The sequence below is a fragment of the Planctomycetia bacterium genome (assembly GCA_015200345.1).
In the GTDB taxonomy this organism is placed as follows: domain Bacteria; phylum Planctomycetota; class Phycisphaerae; order UBA1845; family UTPLA1; genus PLA3.
The window spans coordinates 2403993-2418650 of sequence record CP054187.1; the positions used below are offsets into that span (position 1 = coordinate 2403993).

The window sequence follows — 14658 nt, forward strand, 5'->3', positions numbered from 1 at the left end:
CATGCACAGCCGACGGGCTTGCCCGTCGCAGGACGCCGATGGCGCGCAGGCCATCGAAACCGCAAAGAGCCGATTGCGCGAGCAATCGAAACGAACAGGAGCAATCGCGAAGATGAGCGTTCATTTCAATTCAATCCGTTTTCGAATTGCTGCCATGGCGGCACTGGCCGTCGGGGTTTGCGGTCTTGCGCTGTCATCCCATGCCGAGCCATTGGAGAAGGCCAAGCGCGGCGACTGGCCGATGTGGGGCGGCTCGCCCGATCGCAACATGGTCTCCGGCGAGAAGAACATCCCCGCGAAGTGGAACATCAAGGACAAGACGAACATCAAGTGGGTCGCGCCGCTTGGTTCGCAGACTTACGGCAACCCGGTGATCCACCAGGGCAAAATCTTCATCGGCACGAACAACACCGGCGAATACCGTCCGAAGATCAAGGGCGACAAGGGGGTCGTCATGTGTCTCGATGAAAAGACCGGCAAGATGCTCTGGCAGGCGACGCACGACAAGCTGCCGTCGGGCCGTGTGAACGACTGGCCGGAGCAGGGCATTTGCTCCAGCCCGTACGCCGAGGGCAACCGGCTCTGGTACGTGAGCAATCGGTGCGAAATCGTCTGCGCGGATACCGAGGGCTTTCTCGACGGCAAGAACGACGGGCCGTACAAGGACGAGAAGTATGCCGAGTCGCAGGACGCCGACATCGTATGGATCTATGACATGATCGACGAGCTGGGCGTCTTCCCGCACAACCTCGCGACGTCTTCCCCCGTCGTCGCCGAAGGGCTTGTGTTCGTGCTGACCTCCAACGGCGTCGATGAGGGTCACTTGAATCTGCCCAGTCCCGACGCGGCTGACTTCATCGCCGTGAACAAGGACACCGGCGAACTCGTCTGGGAGCGGAATGACTGCGGCAAGAAGACGTTTCACGGCCAGTGGTCCAGCCCGGCCTACGGCATGGTGAAGGGCAAGAGCCAGATCATCTTCGGCGGGGGCGACGGCTGGTGCTACGCCTTTGAGCCTAAGACCGGCGCACCGATCTGGAAGTTCAATCTTAATCCGCCCGGCGCGAAATACGTGTTGGGGGGTCGCGGCACGGCCAATGAGATCATCGCGACGCCTGTGATTTATGACGACAAGGTCTACGTCTGCGTCGGCCAGGATCCGGAGCACGGCGAGGGGATCGGTCACTTCTATTGCATCGACGCGACCCGGACCGGCGACGTGACCGAGAGCGGCAAGGTCTGGCACATCGGCAATGAGGATTTTCACCGTTCAATTTCGACGTGCGCCATCGCCGACGGCCTGGTCTATGCTGCCGACTTGAGCGGTTTCTTGAACTGCCTCGACGCGAAGACCGGCAAGCGCTATTGGGTGCATGACACGATGGCGGCGATCTGGGGCTCGCCGTACGTTGTGGATGGCAAAGTGATGCTCGGCACCGAAGACGGCGAGGTGCTGGTGTTCGAACACGGCAAGGACAAGAAACTGATCGCCACCAACGACATGGGCAGCTCGGTGTACACGACGCCGGTAGCGGCCAACGGCGTGCTGTACGTCACCAATCGCAAGGAAGTGTTTGCGATTGAGGGGAAGAAATAGTCGCTGGCGCATGAGCCGTCCGAGCCGCGACCGTTCGGGATCGCCGGGCAACCAATCGAGAACCGTAAGCACTGTCGCGCGAACAAAGCATGACCCGATCACTCACCGACCAAGTCGCCGCCGCACGAAAGCGGCTGGATGAACACACCCGCGAGATCGTCGCGTGGCACTTCGACCCGGCCAGCGGCTGTCCGTTCTGGCTGGAGTACGCCAAGTCGCTCGGCTGGGACCCGCGCAAGGAAGTTACCTGCTACGCCGATCTCGACAAGTTCCCGCCGTTTCAGGATGAGTGGCTGCGCGGCGGACCGGTGCGGCGGTGGGTGCCGCGCGCCTTCGCGAATCAGCCCGTATCGCTCTTCGAAACCGGCGGCAGCACCGGCGTGCCCAAGAGCCGCATCAACATCAGCGACTATCGCACTGATTACGAGATGTTCAGCGAGACGCTCGACGACAAGGCATTCCCCCGAGGGGCTGACTGGCTCATGCTCGGGCCGACCGGTCCGCGGCGGTTGCGCCTCGCGGTGGAACACCTTTGTCAATTTCGCGGCGGCATCTGCTTTATGCTCGACATGGACCCGCGATGGGTTGTGAAGGTGATCAAAAAGGGCCGCCTGGACGTGATGGACGAGTATCGCAATCACGTCATCGATCAGGCGTTGACGCTGCTCAAGGCCCACGACAACATCCGCTGCCTGTTTGCCACGCCCAAGCTGCTGGAGGCGTTGGCCGATCGCATCTCGCTGGTGAAGGCCGGCATCACGGGCATCTTCTGCGGCGGCACGAGCATGACGCCGCAGTTTCACAAGTTCGCCCGCGAGGAACTGTGCGAGGGCCAGATCGAATTCGTGCCAACCTACGGCAACACATTGATGGGCCTGGCGACGTGCAAGCCGTTCGACCCGGCCGACAACTACGACATCATTTATCATCCGCCGCTGCCGCGCGCGATGCTCGAAGTGGTGAGCTTTACCGACGAGAAAACGCCCGTGGCGTACGGCGAGTGGGGCCGCGTGCGACTGACGACGCTCACGAAAGAGTTCTTCGTGCCGCGCTTCCTCGAGCGCGACGAAGCCAAACGCACCCCGCCGTGCGAACGCTATCCGTGGGACGGCACGGCGAACGTGCGGCCGTTCTCGGGCTTCGGCACGACGGTCGTGGAGGGCGTGTACTGAAACGCCCAGGCGCCCGTACGAGAGATTCGTGTCGGCGGCATAGGGTGAGTTCTCGCCGCACCGATTTGTGAAAGTGACGCCTTGATTCTCCGCGACTTCGATGACCGACGCGTTCTTTGACTTGCCTCCATTCGCTTGGGACAATGGCCCAGTCCGTAAGAAGGTCGTCTCGATGCCGGATGCGTCGTGCCGCCCACCGAGGCAAACACCATGTCCAAATCCATCTCCCTCCCCGTCTGCCACCATCAGCCGCGGCCGTACACGGGGCCGAGCCGGGCCGAGGCGCTCGCGTTGCGGCAGCAATACCTCACGCCCGCGCTGATCACTTACTACAAAGACCCGCTCATGGTCGTCGAGGGGCACATGCAGTACCTCTGGGACGAAACCGGCAAGCGGTACCTCGATGCCTTCGCCGGCATCGTCACCGTCTCGGTCGGCCACTGCCATCCGAAGCTGGTCGAGCGCGTCCGCGACCAGGTCGGTCTGCTGCAACATACGACAACGATCTATTTGCACCCGACGGTCGGGCAGTACGCGAAGAAGCTCGCCGACCACATGCCGGGCGATTTGAAAGTCACCTACTTCACCAACAGCGGCAGCGAAACGAACGATCTGGCGATTCTCACCGCCCGCGCCTGCACCGGCTGCTTCGACATCATCGCCTTGCGCAACGCCTATCACGGCGGCTCGCAATCGACCATGGCTCTCACCGCTCACAGCACCTGGAAGTACGCCACGCCGCATTCGTTCGGCGTGCACCACGGCATGCCCGGCTATTGCTACCGCTGTCCGCTGGGGCTGACGTATCCGAGCTGCGACGTGAAGTGCGCCCGCGACATCGGTGAGCTGATCAAGTTCACCACGCCGGGCAAAGTCGCGGCCTTCATCGCCGAGCCGATCATGGGCGTCGGCGGCGCCGTCACGCCCCCGCCGGAGTATTTCAAGATCGCGTACGAAGAAGTGCGAAAAGCCGGCGGGCTGTGCATCGCCGACGAAGTGCAGACGGGGTTCGGCCGAACCGGCACGCATTTCTGGGGCTTTCAGAACTGGGGCGTGATGCCGGACATGGTGTGCATGGCGAAGGGCATCGGCAACGGCACGGCGCTGGGCGCGGTGACGACGACGCCGACGATCGCCAAGGCGCTGACCGGCAAGTTGCACTTCAATACGTTCGGCGGCAACCCGGTGCAGGCGACGTATGGCATGGCGACGCTGGACATTATTGATGAAGAGGGGATTCAGGCGAATGCGCTGAAGGTCGGCGGCGAGTTGAAGGCGGGGCTGACCGCGCTGATGGACAAGCACAAGCTGATCGGCGAGGTGCGCGGCATGGGCCTGATGTTGGGGGTCGAGCTTGTGAAGGATCGCGTCAGCAAAGAGCCGGCCAAGGAGGAGACCGCGCAGTTGCTGGAGCTGGCCCGCGAGCGCGGCCTGCTGCTGGGCAAGGGCGGGTTCTACGGTAACGTGCTGCGGATCAAGCCGCCGATGTGCATCACCAGTGCCGACGCGGCGTACCTGGTGGCGGTGGTGGATGAGGCGCTGGGGGTGATTGAATCCCAAGTGAAGTAGCGAAGTCGATCAGGGTGCGACCGGCCCGCTCGCCGGTTGCGACGTCAGGGTGTTCAGCGCCTCCTGCATCGCCGGCAGAAGTAATATTGTCGCGAGCAGGCTGATTCCGTCGATGGCGGCGTGGGTGAGAATCGCGGGCCAAAGGTTTTTCAGCCGCGTCACAAGAATCGCCAGCACGAGACCGACCGCGCCGGTCTGCATCGCCCCTTCGAGACCTTGGCTCGGATAATGCGCGAGACCGAACAGGGCGGCGCTCACGATAATCGCGGCAATCTCGCTGCCGAAGATCGTTCGCAGCCGCGGCAGCAGAAACCCGCGAAAGAGAATCTCCTCGTACACGCCGACGAACAGCACGATCGGCGCGATCCATGACACATTTATGTCGCTCATGCGGTCGAGGAATACCGTTCGCTCGCCGGCCATTTCCAGGATGTTCCGTCCGGTCGCGAACAGCGTCGTGATCACGGCGGCGGCGCCGAGCGCGTAGCAGGCCGGCACGGCGGCGGCGGTCCAGCCGATCAGCCGGCGCGGAGCGATCCGCGTCAGGCCCAGATCGGCCGGCGTCTGATCGCGGAGTTTGAGCACGGCGCTGACTGCTCCGAGGCAGAAGAGTCCGTTGAGGGCGATGCCGACGTACAGCCCGCCTTGCGGGACGATGACGTGCAGGATCTCGTGCAGACCTGAAAGAATGGTGACGGTTTCGTAGAGCGTGACCATCGCGGCGACGGCGAGAATGTCCGTCAGCGCCGCGCGGCGCGACAGCATCAGCCGCGAAAAGCCGGTCGAAGCATCCGGCTGAACGGGATCGGCGGCGCCATCAACCGGCCGGGCGGTGAATGCGGCGCGCGGCACAGGGGACTCGTTGACGATCGGGCGTGCGACGGGGGCATGGGGCTTGTCGTTCGGGTCGTGCATGACATGGCCAACCCAGAGCGAGTAATAAGTGATTATGCGCCGACGAGCGCGGCGGTTGGCGCGGGGTTGAAGAACTCCGCCCCCGGCAGCGCGCCACGGAAGGTGTGGATCGTGCGGTTGGAAGCGGCCTGGGCCTCGCGAACGGCGGTTGCCAGCGCGCTGCGCGCGGTGTCGTCGGCCCGTTTGAGGACGACCACTTCGCCGCCGTGACCGCCGCCGGTGACCTTCGCGCCAAAAAGGCCGACGGCCGCGCCCTGCTTGCGAATGGCCGAGACGAGCCGGTCGGTTTCGACGCCGCCGATGCCGCATCGCTGGCTGTAGGACCAGTGCGAGGCGTACATCAGCCCGCCGGCCGCGGCAAGGGCTTCGCTCGAGTTCGTTCGCTTGGCGCGCGTGATGAGCGATGCGAAATCGTGGACGCGGCGGTTTTCGTAAATGTGATGCTCGGCGCGCGAGCGGACTTTGTAGGTATCGGCCGGCACGACGCAACCGTTGACGCCGCGCAGCTCGCCGAACTTCTCAAGGAAGGCGCGACCGGTCATTTTCGACGGCAGTCGATCTCGAAACCGCTCGACGTATTCGGTCGGGTCAATCGCGGCGAGCCGATGAGCCGGCGTGGCGACGCCGTCGGCGCGCTGCAATTCGGCGATGAGCAACTGGCTCATCGCGGTGCACGCGCGGGTTTCGATGAGCCGCTCGGGCGTGGTCGGGCGCGTCAGGAACGTGCGCGCGGCGGCAACGGCGATGCACGGCGGCAGCGGCAGCGGGTCCAGCTTGGGTTGCGGGTGAAACTGAATCTGCAACAGCGAGCCGTCGGCCGGACCGGCCAGCGCGGTCAGCGCGATGCGCTGCGCGGGAATGCCGGTGAGCGCCAGCACGGCGTCGGCGGCAAGCGCTGCCTTCTCCAACCGTTCGTGTGGCGCGGCCAACAGGCGGCAGAATGCGTCGATGACGGCGGTCGACAGCGCGGCGTGACGCCCCAGGTCCGCATCGGGCGGAAAATCGGTGAGCACCAGCGCGGCGAACCCGCCGGCCGGCCGGGCGAAACCGCCGTGGGCGATGGCGTGGCGAATGGCGAGCAGAACCGGCGCCGCCCATTCGGCGGATGCGTTTTGGGTGTCGGAGATGATCGCTTCGGGTGCGGTCGAAAGGAGGCCGTCGAGGGGGAGAACGAAGTCTCGCGGCGTGGCTTCGCCGCCCTCGGAGCAGAAGCGAACGGCGAGGTTCGGTTCGGCGGTGGCCCACAGGGCGACGGTGAAGGAGACGCCGGCAGTCGAGGTAATAACTAGCGAGCCGCTGTCTTCGCCGATGCCGCCCATGACGTCGATCACGCCAGGGGCCTTGGTGATGGCAGGTTCGCCCGTAGCGGGCCTTTGGGCCAAGGCGGATTTGAGAAGCGAGGCCAGTCGATCCGTCGATTGGGTCTGATCGCTCATGAGGTTATCACCATCCATTACGACAAATATCTGTATGCCGGCGCGGGCGAACCACAGGACTACTGGCCCAGCACCTCGCGCAGCACGTGTTCACTGACGTAGATCGGCGTCGGCTCGGGGGCGGCGGCCACGCCCAGGGCCAGGGCGTCCGACGGACGGGAATCCACTTCGATGATCTCTCCGTTCGACCGGATGACCAGCTTTGCGTAGAACGTGTGATTCTTCAAGTCGTTGATGATGATCTTCTCCAGCTCGCCGCCCATGCGCTCGATGACGTCGGCGAGCAGGTCGTGCGTCATCGGTCGCGCCTTCTTGAGACCCTTGAGCCGCCGATCGATGGCGTAGGCTTCGTTGTCGCCGATGACGATGGGGAACTCGCGCTCCCCGTCGCGCTCGCGGAGAAAGATCACCTGTTGATCGCTGGTGTCCTGAATCACGATTCGGGACAGGTCCATGCGGACGTCCATCCAACGCCTCCAAGATTCGACAGCGCGGAAGGGTATAGCGCGGGCGCGCGGCTGACAATGGGCTGTGAATTGTCGCGGGAAATCGTGCGGCGACAAGGAGTAAGGCACGGTGATTCCGATCCCATAATCCGCAGGCATCGTCCAACGAGCCGCACGATTCAAAGAGCCGCGGGCTTCAGCCCGCGCGGCCGTTGGATCGGGATCGCCGCGTTCACTCGCCGCGTCGGGCGCGCGCGCGGGCTGAAGCCCGCGGCTCGTTGATCGTCAAATGCGCCGCGTTCACTCGCCGCGTCGGCGCGCGCGGGCTGAAGCCCGCGGCTCGTTGATCGTCAAATGCGCGCGCGTTCACTCGCCGCGTCGGCGCCGCGCGGGCTGAAGCCCGCGGCTCGTTCGTTGCCCGCGGCTCGTTGAATTCCTCGCTAGCTGCCCAATTCCTTGAGATGTTCCTCCAGTGCGAAGATCTGGGCGCCCAGCTCCGTCATGCGCTGACGGGCCTGCTCGACGACCTCGGGCTTGGCGTTCCGCACAAAGTCGACGCTGGCCAGTTTGCCCGCGTCGCGCGCCATGGACTTCTTCAACTCCGCCAGCCTTGCTTCGTCGGTCTTGCGAACCTCCGCGAGATCGATCAGGTCCGCCACCGGCGCGTACACCTGCAAGGCCCCCATCACGCGGCCCATCGCGCCGCGCGGCTTCGGTGCGTCCGGTGCGGCTGTGAGCGTGTCGCACCCGGCCAGCGGCAGGATGAACGCGCGATAGGTTTCGATCAGTTTGCAGGTTGCCGCGTCGGCTCGAATCGCAATTGCAGGCAACGTGCGCATCGAAGGTTGCTTCGCCTTGCCACGGTAATCGTTCACCGACGCGCGAATGTCCCGTGCGCTGCGGATGATGTTGTGGAGGACTTCCATCTCGCGCTCGACCGATTCGTCGCGCAGCGCCAGATCCACCGTTGGCCATGCGGCGGCGATCAGGTCGGGTTGGGTCGCTGCGACGTCGGCGATCTCGCGCAGCCCGCGGCACGGAGCGACGGCGTTCAGCTCCTGCCACACGGCTTCGGTCACATACGGCACAACGGGGTGCAACAGCCGAAGCAACTGGTCGAGAGGCAAAGGCGAGAATCTGCTGGGCCTCGCCGCGCGCGTTGTCCAACGAGCCGCACGATTCTAAAGAGCCGCGGGCTTCAGCCCGCGCGGCCGTTGGATCGGGATCGCCGCGTTCACTCGCCGCGTCGGCGCCGCGCGGGCAGAAGCCCGCGGCTCGTTGGGGGTTCGCGGCTCGTGGAACGACGCATGATGCTTCACCGCGCGAATCGCCGCCCTGGAGCCGCGATTTGGTCATCTCAATGTACCAACTGCAATACTCGTCCCACATGAAGCGATACAGCGTGCCGACCGCGTCGGCGAAACGATAGCGCGTCAGCGCCTCGTCGACCGCCTGCTGCGCCGTGGTGAGCCGCGAGAGAATCCAGCGATCCTCCAATCGCAGCGACATCGGATCAAGCGGGCGCGGGTCGTAGCCGTCGAGATTTCGCAGCACGTAGCCCGTTGCCGCCTGCCAGAGCTTGTTGCAGAAGTTGCGGCCTTTCTCGAACTTCTCGCTGATGTTGATCTCGCGCCCGTCGGGCAGTTTCTTCTTCTGCACCGGCATGCGGATGTCCTGCGTCTCGGTGGCCAGCTCGGCCAGCGTGAAGCGCAGGGCGTCGGCGCCGTATTCGTCGATGATGTCGACGGGGTCCACGCCGTTGCCGAGAGATTTAGACATTTTGCGGCCTTGGCCGTCCTGAATGACGGGGTGGATGACCACGTCGCGAAAGGGGACTTTGCCGGTGTTGTACAGTCCGGTGATGACCATGCGGGCCACCCAGAGCGTGATGATCTCCCGCGCGGTGGAAAGCACCGACGTGGGGTAGTAGTAGTCGATGAGTGCCAAAGAGCCGCCGGTGTTCTCCAAAGAGCCGCGCGAATCCAACGAGCCGCGGGCTTCAGCCCGCGCGGCCGTTGGATCGGGATCGCCGCGTTCACTCGCCGCATCGGCGCCGCGCGGGCTGAAGCCCGCGGCTCGTTGGGGTTTGCGGCTCGTTGGTCGTCTCCGTGCGACGACGTTCCCGCGGGCCAGCCCATCGTCGAGTGCGGCCACAACGCCGAACTGAACCACGTGTCCAGCACGTCAGGGTCTTCAATGAAGCTAAAATTAGTCAGTAACGCTCTGTCATCTCCTGTCGGCTCCTTGCGCAGGCAGACATAGCACGCACGAAACATCGGTGAACCGTCCGGCCTGAATTCCTCTTCATACCATTTGATGTCGTAGTCACATGAGAGTTTCTCAAGTTCGTCAATCTGCAATTTCGACACGACCACCGCTACCGAGCCTATGGCGGGGTATTTCTCGACGCCGCGCCATACCGGAATCCGGTGCCCCCACCAGAGTTGTCGGCTGATGCACCAGTCGCGCTTGGCGCTGAGCCAGTCGGTGTAGGTTTTCTCATACCGCCGCGGGAAAATATGCACCTTGTCGCAATTCGCGCGAGCGGCCGGATCATCGTAGTGCGCGTCATTCTTGCAAATCGCGTCGATGGCCATCTGCGCCAATCCGGGAAACAACGACGGAGATTCTCCATCGTAATGAGCCGCGGGCTTCAGCCCGCGCGGCTGATCGAATGCGCGTGAATCGTCCGCTCCTGAATTAGGGCGCGCGCGGGCTGAAGCCCGCGGCTCCTTGGTGCCATCGATTGCTTGTGCAATCGGCTCCTTGGCGGCGCGTTCCATGTATTCGCGCAGGAACGGCGTCTGGACGCGCGATGCTTCCTCCGCCGTCAGATCGCCCATCTTCACGAACCACTGATCGCTCAAATAAGGCTCGATCGGCTGATTGCTCCGGTCGCTGTGCGCCAGATCAATCTGCCGATCTTCAACCTTCTCCACGAGATTGTGCACCTGCCCGGTTTTTGGATCGGTCCAGTTCTGCAAATCCTCCACGATCCGTCTCCGCGCGTCGGCGAACTTCTGGCCTGCGTACTTGCCGCCGTGTTCATTCACCTTTCCGTCGGCCGTCATGATGTTGATGATCGCCAGCCGCCGCGCGGCGTCAGCATTCTGCTGCGACCGCTCCCACACGGCGTAGTCGTTCGCATCGTGCCCCGGCGTGATCTTCACGCAGCCGCTGCCCAGCGTCGGATCGGCCCACTCGTCGCAGATCAGCGGAATCTCGCGATTCACCAACGGCAGCAGGATCATTCGCCCTGCCTTCGCCATGTCACGCAGCGTCAGCAGCGTCGGAAGCAGCGTGCGCTTGCGCTCGGCGATGTCCGCCAGCTTCGCCTCGATCTCCGGCCGCTCTTTGGCGCTCGCCTCGCGCAGCTTCACCTGCAACTGCGTCTCGGCGACTTCCATCGCCGCGTCGGGTTCGGGATGCACCGCGACGGCCGTATCGCCCAGCATCGTTTCGGGGCGCGTGGTGGCGATGTGGACGAACTGCGGCTCATCCACCGGCGGGGACGCCGGTGCCACATTATTTGAGACCGGGATGATCGGATACTTGAAATGATAGAAATGCCCCTTCACCGTCTCGTGATAAACCTCGTCATCGGCGACGGCGGTCTGCAACTGCGTGTCCCAGTTCACCAGGCGCTTGCCGCGATAGATGAGGCCGTCGCGGAAGAGTTTGAAGAACGTCTCGCGCACGGCGGCGGCGCAGCCTTCGTCCAGCGTGAACCGCTCGCGCTGGTAGTCGCAGGAGCAGCCCATGAGCTTGAGCTGCTCGACAATACGACTGCCGTATTTTTTCTTCCATTCCCATATCCGGCGGACCATCTCCTCGCGGCCGAGGTCGTGTCGGCTCTTGCCTTCCTCTTTGCGGATTGTTTTTTCGACGGTCGCCTGCGTGGCGATGCCGGCGTGATCGGTGCCGACGAGCCAGAAGGTGTTGTCGCCGGCCATGCGGTGACGTCGGATGAGAATGTCCTGCAACGTGTTGTTCAGCGCGTGACCCAGGTGCAAAGCACCGGTGACGTTGGGTGGTGGGATCACCATGCTGAAGCGGCGTTCCGGTCCGCGAGCGTCAGGGGTCGGGTGAAAGTGGCCGCCATCGAACCAGCGCTGAAAGATGCGCGCTTCGACGGCGGCGGAGTCGTAGGCTTTGGAGTCGGATTTGGCCATGAATTTAGAGTTACTCTAACGCGAGTCATCCTGTTCAGAACGCGACATTATCCGGTTCGTGGAAGCAGATCGCAAGCGGGGTAACGCGTCGCGGGTGACAGGCCTGTGCGGTACCGAAGCTTCGAACGTGTTCCTCGGTTGCGATCTGACGCAGCGAGGCCGGAAGCGACCGGTTCGTTGCACGGGAGCGGATGGGAATCGAACCCACCCGGCGCTGCGATGCAGCGCCGCAACGGCTTTGAAGGCCGCGAGGGCCACCAGGCACCCGGACGCTCCCCAGAGAAGGATCCTGCGCGCACGGCGTATCGCGAAATGGGCGCAGGGAACACACCGTTCGCACATCGCGATGCTTAATTCGCTATTTTGCTTTATCCTCCCGCCGGGCCGGCCGAGGCGCCCGGTTCGGTCATCGCACGCGGATCGAGCAGTTTGTTCAACTGGTCAGCCGGCAGCACGTTCTGCTCCAGCGCCACCTGCCGCACGGTCTTGCCGGTCTCGTAGGCCTTTTTAGCGAGTGCCGCCGCGTTGTCATAACCGATCACCGGCGCGAGCGACGTGCACATCGCAAGGCTCTGCTCCACGAGTTGCTCGGCGCGCTGCTGATCGGCCTCCAGTCCGGCGATGCAGCGATCGGTGAACACGCGCACGGCGTTGGACAGGATGCGCGTCGCTTCGAGAAAATTGTGCGCCATCACCGGCATGCCCACGTGCAGGTCGAAGTTGCCCAGCGTCGCCGCCGCGTGCGTCACCGCCGCATCCGACCCGATCGCGTGCGAACAGGCCTGCATCAGCATCTCGCACATCACGGGGTTGACCTTGCCCGGCATGATGCTGCTGCCCGGTTGCGTGGCGGGGAGCTTCAACTCGCCGATGCCGCAGCGCGGCCCGCTGCCGAGAAAGCGAATGTCGTTGGCAATCTTGCCGAGGCTGATTGCGACCGTCTTCAGCAGGCCCGACGCTTCGACGAAACCGTCCTTCGCGTGTTGCGCCTCGAAGTGATTCGCCGCTTCCACGAAATCGATGCCGGTCTTGCTCGCCAGCCGCTCGGCGACGGCCGCCCCGAACCCCTTCGGCGTGTTGATGCCGGTGCCGACGGCCGTACCGCCGATCGGCAGCTCGCGCAGGGCGCGAATGGCCTTCTGGCATCGCATCGCGCCGAGGCGTGCCTGCGCCGCGTAGCCGGAGAATTCCTGGCCGAGCCGGATCGGGGTGGCGTCTTGCAGGTGGGTGCGGCCGATCTTGACGATGTTGTCCCAGGCGCGGGCCTTCTCATCCAGAGCGTCGGCGAGATGTTCCAGTGCGGGGATGAAATCGTTTCGCAGTGTTTCGCAGGCGGCGACGTGCATGGCGGTCGGGATGACGTCGTTGGAGCTTTGTGACTGGTTGACGTGGTCGTTCGGGTGAATCTTCGCGCCGGCGACGAGCTGCATCGCGCGATGGGCGATGACCTCGTTGGCGTTCATGTTGGTGCTGGTGGCCGAACCGGTCTGGAAGATGTCGATGACGAAGTGGCGATCGAGCTTGCCGTCGATGACTTCCTGCGCGGCCTTGATGATGGCCTCGCACTTGTCCTTGGGGACCGTGCCGAACAGGGCATTGGCCTCGGCGGCGGCGAGCTTGATGAGTCCCAGCGCGCGGATGTAGGGCCGGGTGAAGACGTATCCGGAGATGGGGAAGTTCTCGACGGCGCGCTGGGTGGACGCGCCGTAAAGGGCGTCAGCGGGCACCTGCATCGTGCCCATGGAGTCTTTCTCGGTGCGGAATTCGGCGGCCATGGTGCTCGCTCCTGGTGTGGTTTTATTGCGCGACACGGCGCGTATCACGGGGATCGTAGCGGCGCGGCGGGGGGAGCGGCAAATACGGGTGTGAGAAGCGCGAATGGTGATCGAGACGATGGCGCCGACTGCGCGTGCGATCGAAACCCCGCAGGGACGGCCTTGGAGTACGTGTGCAATCGAGTGTCAGACCTGCGCCGCCGGTATCTCTCGTACTTCGCACTTCGGCATGTTCAATGCATGGCCTTGCTGATCGTGAAGATCGGCAGGAGCAGCGCCAGGACGAGTCCGCCGACGACGACTCCGAGGAACATGATGATGGCGGGTTCGAGCAGGCCGGTAAGGGTCTTGATGGCGATGTTCAGCTCGGCCTCGCAGAAGTTGGCGACGCGTTCCATGACGGCGCCGAGCTGTCCGCCGCGCTCGCCGGCGCCGAGCATCTTGTTGATGGCCTTGGGGATGTCGCGTTGATCGCCCAGGGCGTCGGTGAGTTGCTGGCCGGTTTCCAGGCGGGAATAGACCGTGCGCCACATCGTTTCGTAGTGGCGGCTGCCGCAAGACCTGGCGGTCAGCTCGATGCCTTCGAGCATCGAGACGCCGGATTGCAGCATGGTGCCGAGCGTGCGCAGGCTGCGCGTGAGGTAGGTCTTGTGGAACATCGGCCCGACAAGCGGGAGTTTTAATCGCAGCGTCTCGAACGCCGCGCCGCCGCCGGGCGTGCGGAGGTAAAGGAACGCGCTCACGCCCGCCGCGATGACGGCACCGAGCAGATATAAGCCGTAGGCCGTGACGAAGTCGCTAAGCGAAAGCAGCGCGCGTGTGATGAAGGGCAGCTTGTCTTCTCGCCCGGCGTAAATGGCGGTGAACTTGGGCAGGACGAACGTCACCATGAACACCGTGACGCCGATGGCGAAGGTGAACATCACGAGGGGGTAAGTGATGGCGCCCTTGAGTTTTTTCTTCATGTCGCGCTGGTTTTCGAGGTGCGTCGCCATGCGGCGGAGCATCTGCGCCATCATGCCCGACGCCTCGGATGCCTTGATGAGGCTGACGTAGAGCGCGCCGAAGACTTTCGGGTGTTCGGCCAGGGCGGCGGAGAACTCGCTGCCGCCGCGGACGGATTCGATCACGGCGGCCAGAGCGCGGGCGAAACGGGGCGAGTTGCCCTCGTGCTCGCAGGCTTCGAGGGCGTCGGCCAGTGAGACGCCAGTCTCAACCATGACCGCGAGCTGATTGGTGAAGAAGATCACGTCGTCGGGCTTGAATTTGTTGCCTGCGACGAGCGGGCGAGGACCGGCGGCGGTTGGCCTGGGACCGGACGACTTCACGATGGACACCGGTGTCTTGATTTTGGATGCGGTCGCCGGGCGGAGCGTATCCATCGCCGGGGCAGCGTTACCGGCAGGTTCGGCCGTCGGTCGAGACAGCTTGTGGGCCGGTCCGAGCTGAATCTTCACGACAAATTTGCCGTCCGCGCGAATCAGGCGCGCGGCATCCGTCTGCGAGGCGGCGTTGATCTCGCCGGTGACGCTTCGGCCGGCGGAGTCGCGGGCGGTGTAGGTAAAGGTGGCCATGC

At 64.0% G+C, this 14658-nt stretch carries 9 protein-coding genes, 1 tRNA gene and 3 pseudogenes; 3 read left to right on the top strand and 10 right to left on the bottom strand.

Features of this window, described 5'->3' with window-relative positions:
- The first annotated feature begins 1 nt into the window (after position 1).
- The 3 genes from HRU71_09815 to HRU71_09825 all read left to right on the top strand — a co-directional run bounded on the left by HRU71_09815 (position 2) and on the right by HRU71_09825 (position 4338).
- Complete coding sequence (locus tag HRU71_09815; protein QOJ03759.1) at positions 2–1597, top strand: PQQ-binding-like beta-propeller repeat protein; 1596 nt, start codon at positions 2–4, stop codon at positions 1595–1597.
- A gap of 89 nt (positions 1598–1686) precedes the next feature.
- The gene (locus tag HRU71_09820) at positions 1687–2769 is read left to right on the top strand and encodes a hypothetical protein (GenBank protein QOJ03760.1); all 1083 of its coding nucleotides are present in this window, start codon (positions 1687–1689) and stop codon (positions 2767–2769) included.
- 210 nt (positions 2770–2979) lie between these two features.
- Positions 2980–4338, top strand: coding sequence for an aspartate aminotransferase family protein (locus HRU71_09825; GenBank protein ID QOJ03761.1), 1359 nt, complete (start codon positions 2980–2982; stop codon positions 4336–4338).
- A gap of 9 nt (positions 4339–4347) precedes the next feature.
- On the opposite strand, the gene HRU71_09830 is transcribed toward HRU71_09825, so the two are convergent.
- From HRU71_09830 to HRU71_09875, 10 genes and pseudogenes are all read right to left on the bottom strand, one after another.
- Positions 4348–5253 (bottom strand): CPBP family intramembrane metalloprotease, encoded by a 906-nt coding sequence (locus tag HRU71_09830; protein QOJ03762.1) that lies wholly within the window; start codon positions 5251–5253, stop codon positions 4348–4350.
- 32 nt (positions 5254–5285) lie between these two features.
- Positions 5286–6689: a hypothetical protein gene (locus tag HRU71_09835; GenBank protein QOJ03763.1), complete on the bottom strand. Its 1404-nt coding sequence runs from the start codon at positions 6687–6689 to the stop codon at positions 5286–5288.
- Between the two features lie 59 nt (positions 6690–6748).
- Positions 6749–7156 (bottom strand): bifunctional nuclease family protein, encoded by a 408-nt coding sequence (locus HRU71_09840; protein ID QOJ03764.1) that lies wholly within the window; start codon positions 7154–7156, stop codon positions 6749–6751.
- A gap of 419 nt (positions 7157–7575) precedes the next feature.
- Positions 7576–8262, bottom strand: a complete 687-nt coding sequence (locus tag HRU71_09845) for a class I tRNA ligase family protein (GenBank protein ID QOJ03765.1) — start codon at positions 8260–8262, stop codon at positions 7576–7578.
- 193 nt (positions 8263–8455) lie between these two features.
- Positions 8456–9064 (bottom strand): annotated as a pseudogene (locus tag HRU71_09850) (class I tRNA ligase family protein).
- A gap of 197 nt (positions 9065–9261) precedes the next feature.
- A pseudogene (locus tag HRU71_09855) lies at positions 9262–9978 on the bottom strand (class I tRNA ligase family protein).
- 576 nt (positions 9979–10554) lie between these two features.
- Positions 10555–11307 (bottom strand): annotated as a pseudogene (locus HRU71_09860) (class I tRNA ligase family protein).
- A gap of 182 nt (positions 11308–11489) precedes the next feature.
- Positions 11490–11584: transfer RNA gene (locus HRU71_09865), tRNA-Sec, on the bottom strand.
- A gap of 91 nt (positions 11585–11675) precedes the next feature.
- Positions 11676–13082: a class II fumarate hydratase gene (locus tag HRU71_09870; GenBank protein QOJ03766.1), complete on the bottom strand. Its 1407-nt coding sequence runs from the start codon at positions 13080–13082 to the stop codon at positions 11676–11678.
- A gap of 233 nt (positions 13083–13315) precedes the next feature.
- The gene (locus tag HRU71_09875) at positions 13316–14656 is read right to left on the bottom strand and encodes a type II secretion system F family protein (protein QOJ03767.1); all 1341 of its coding nucleotides are present in this window, start codon (positions 14654–14656) and stop codon (positions 13316–13318) included.
- Between the last annotated feature and the right edge of the window lie 2 nt (positions 14657–14658).

Coding starts and splice junctions, on each gene's coding strand:
- HRU71_09875 (QOJ03767.1), bottom strand. CDS start 14,656: ATGGCCACCTTTACCTACACCGCCCGCGACTCCGCCGGCCGAAGCGTC.
- HRU71_09825 (QOJ03761.1), top strand. CDS start 2,980: ATGTCCAAATCCATCTCCCTCCCCGTCTGCCACCATCAGCCGCGGCCG.
- HRU71_09870 (QOJ03766.1), bottom strand. CDS start 13,082: ATGGCCGCCGAATTCCGCACCGAGAAAGACTCCATGGGCACGATGCAG.
- HRU71_09820 (QOJ03760.1), top strand. CDS start 1,687: ATGACCCGATCACTCACCGACCAAGTCGCCGCCGCACGAAAGCGGCTG.
- HRU71_09830 (QOJ03762.1), bottom strand. CDS start 5,253: ATGCACGACCCGAACGACAAGCCCCATGCCCCCGTCGCACGCCCGATC.
- HRU71_09840 (QOJ03764.1), bottom strand. CDS start 7,156: ATGGACGTCCGCATGGACCTGTCCCGAATCGTGATTCAGGACACCAGC.
- HRU71_09835 (QOJ03763.1), bottom strand. CDS start 6,689: ATGAGCGATCAGACCCAATCGACGGATCGACTGGCCTCGCTTCTCAAA.
- HRU71_09815 (QOJ03759.1), top strand. CDS start 2: ATGCACAGCCGACGGGCTTGCCCGTCGCAGGACGCCGATGGCGCGCAG.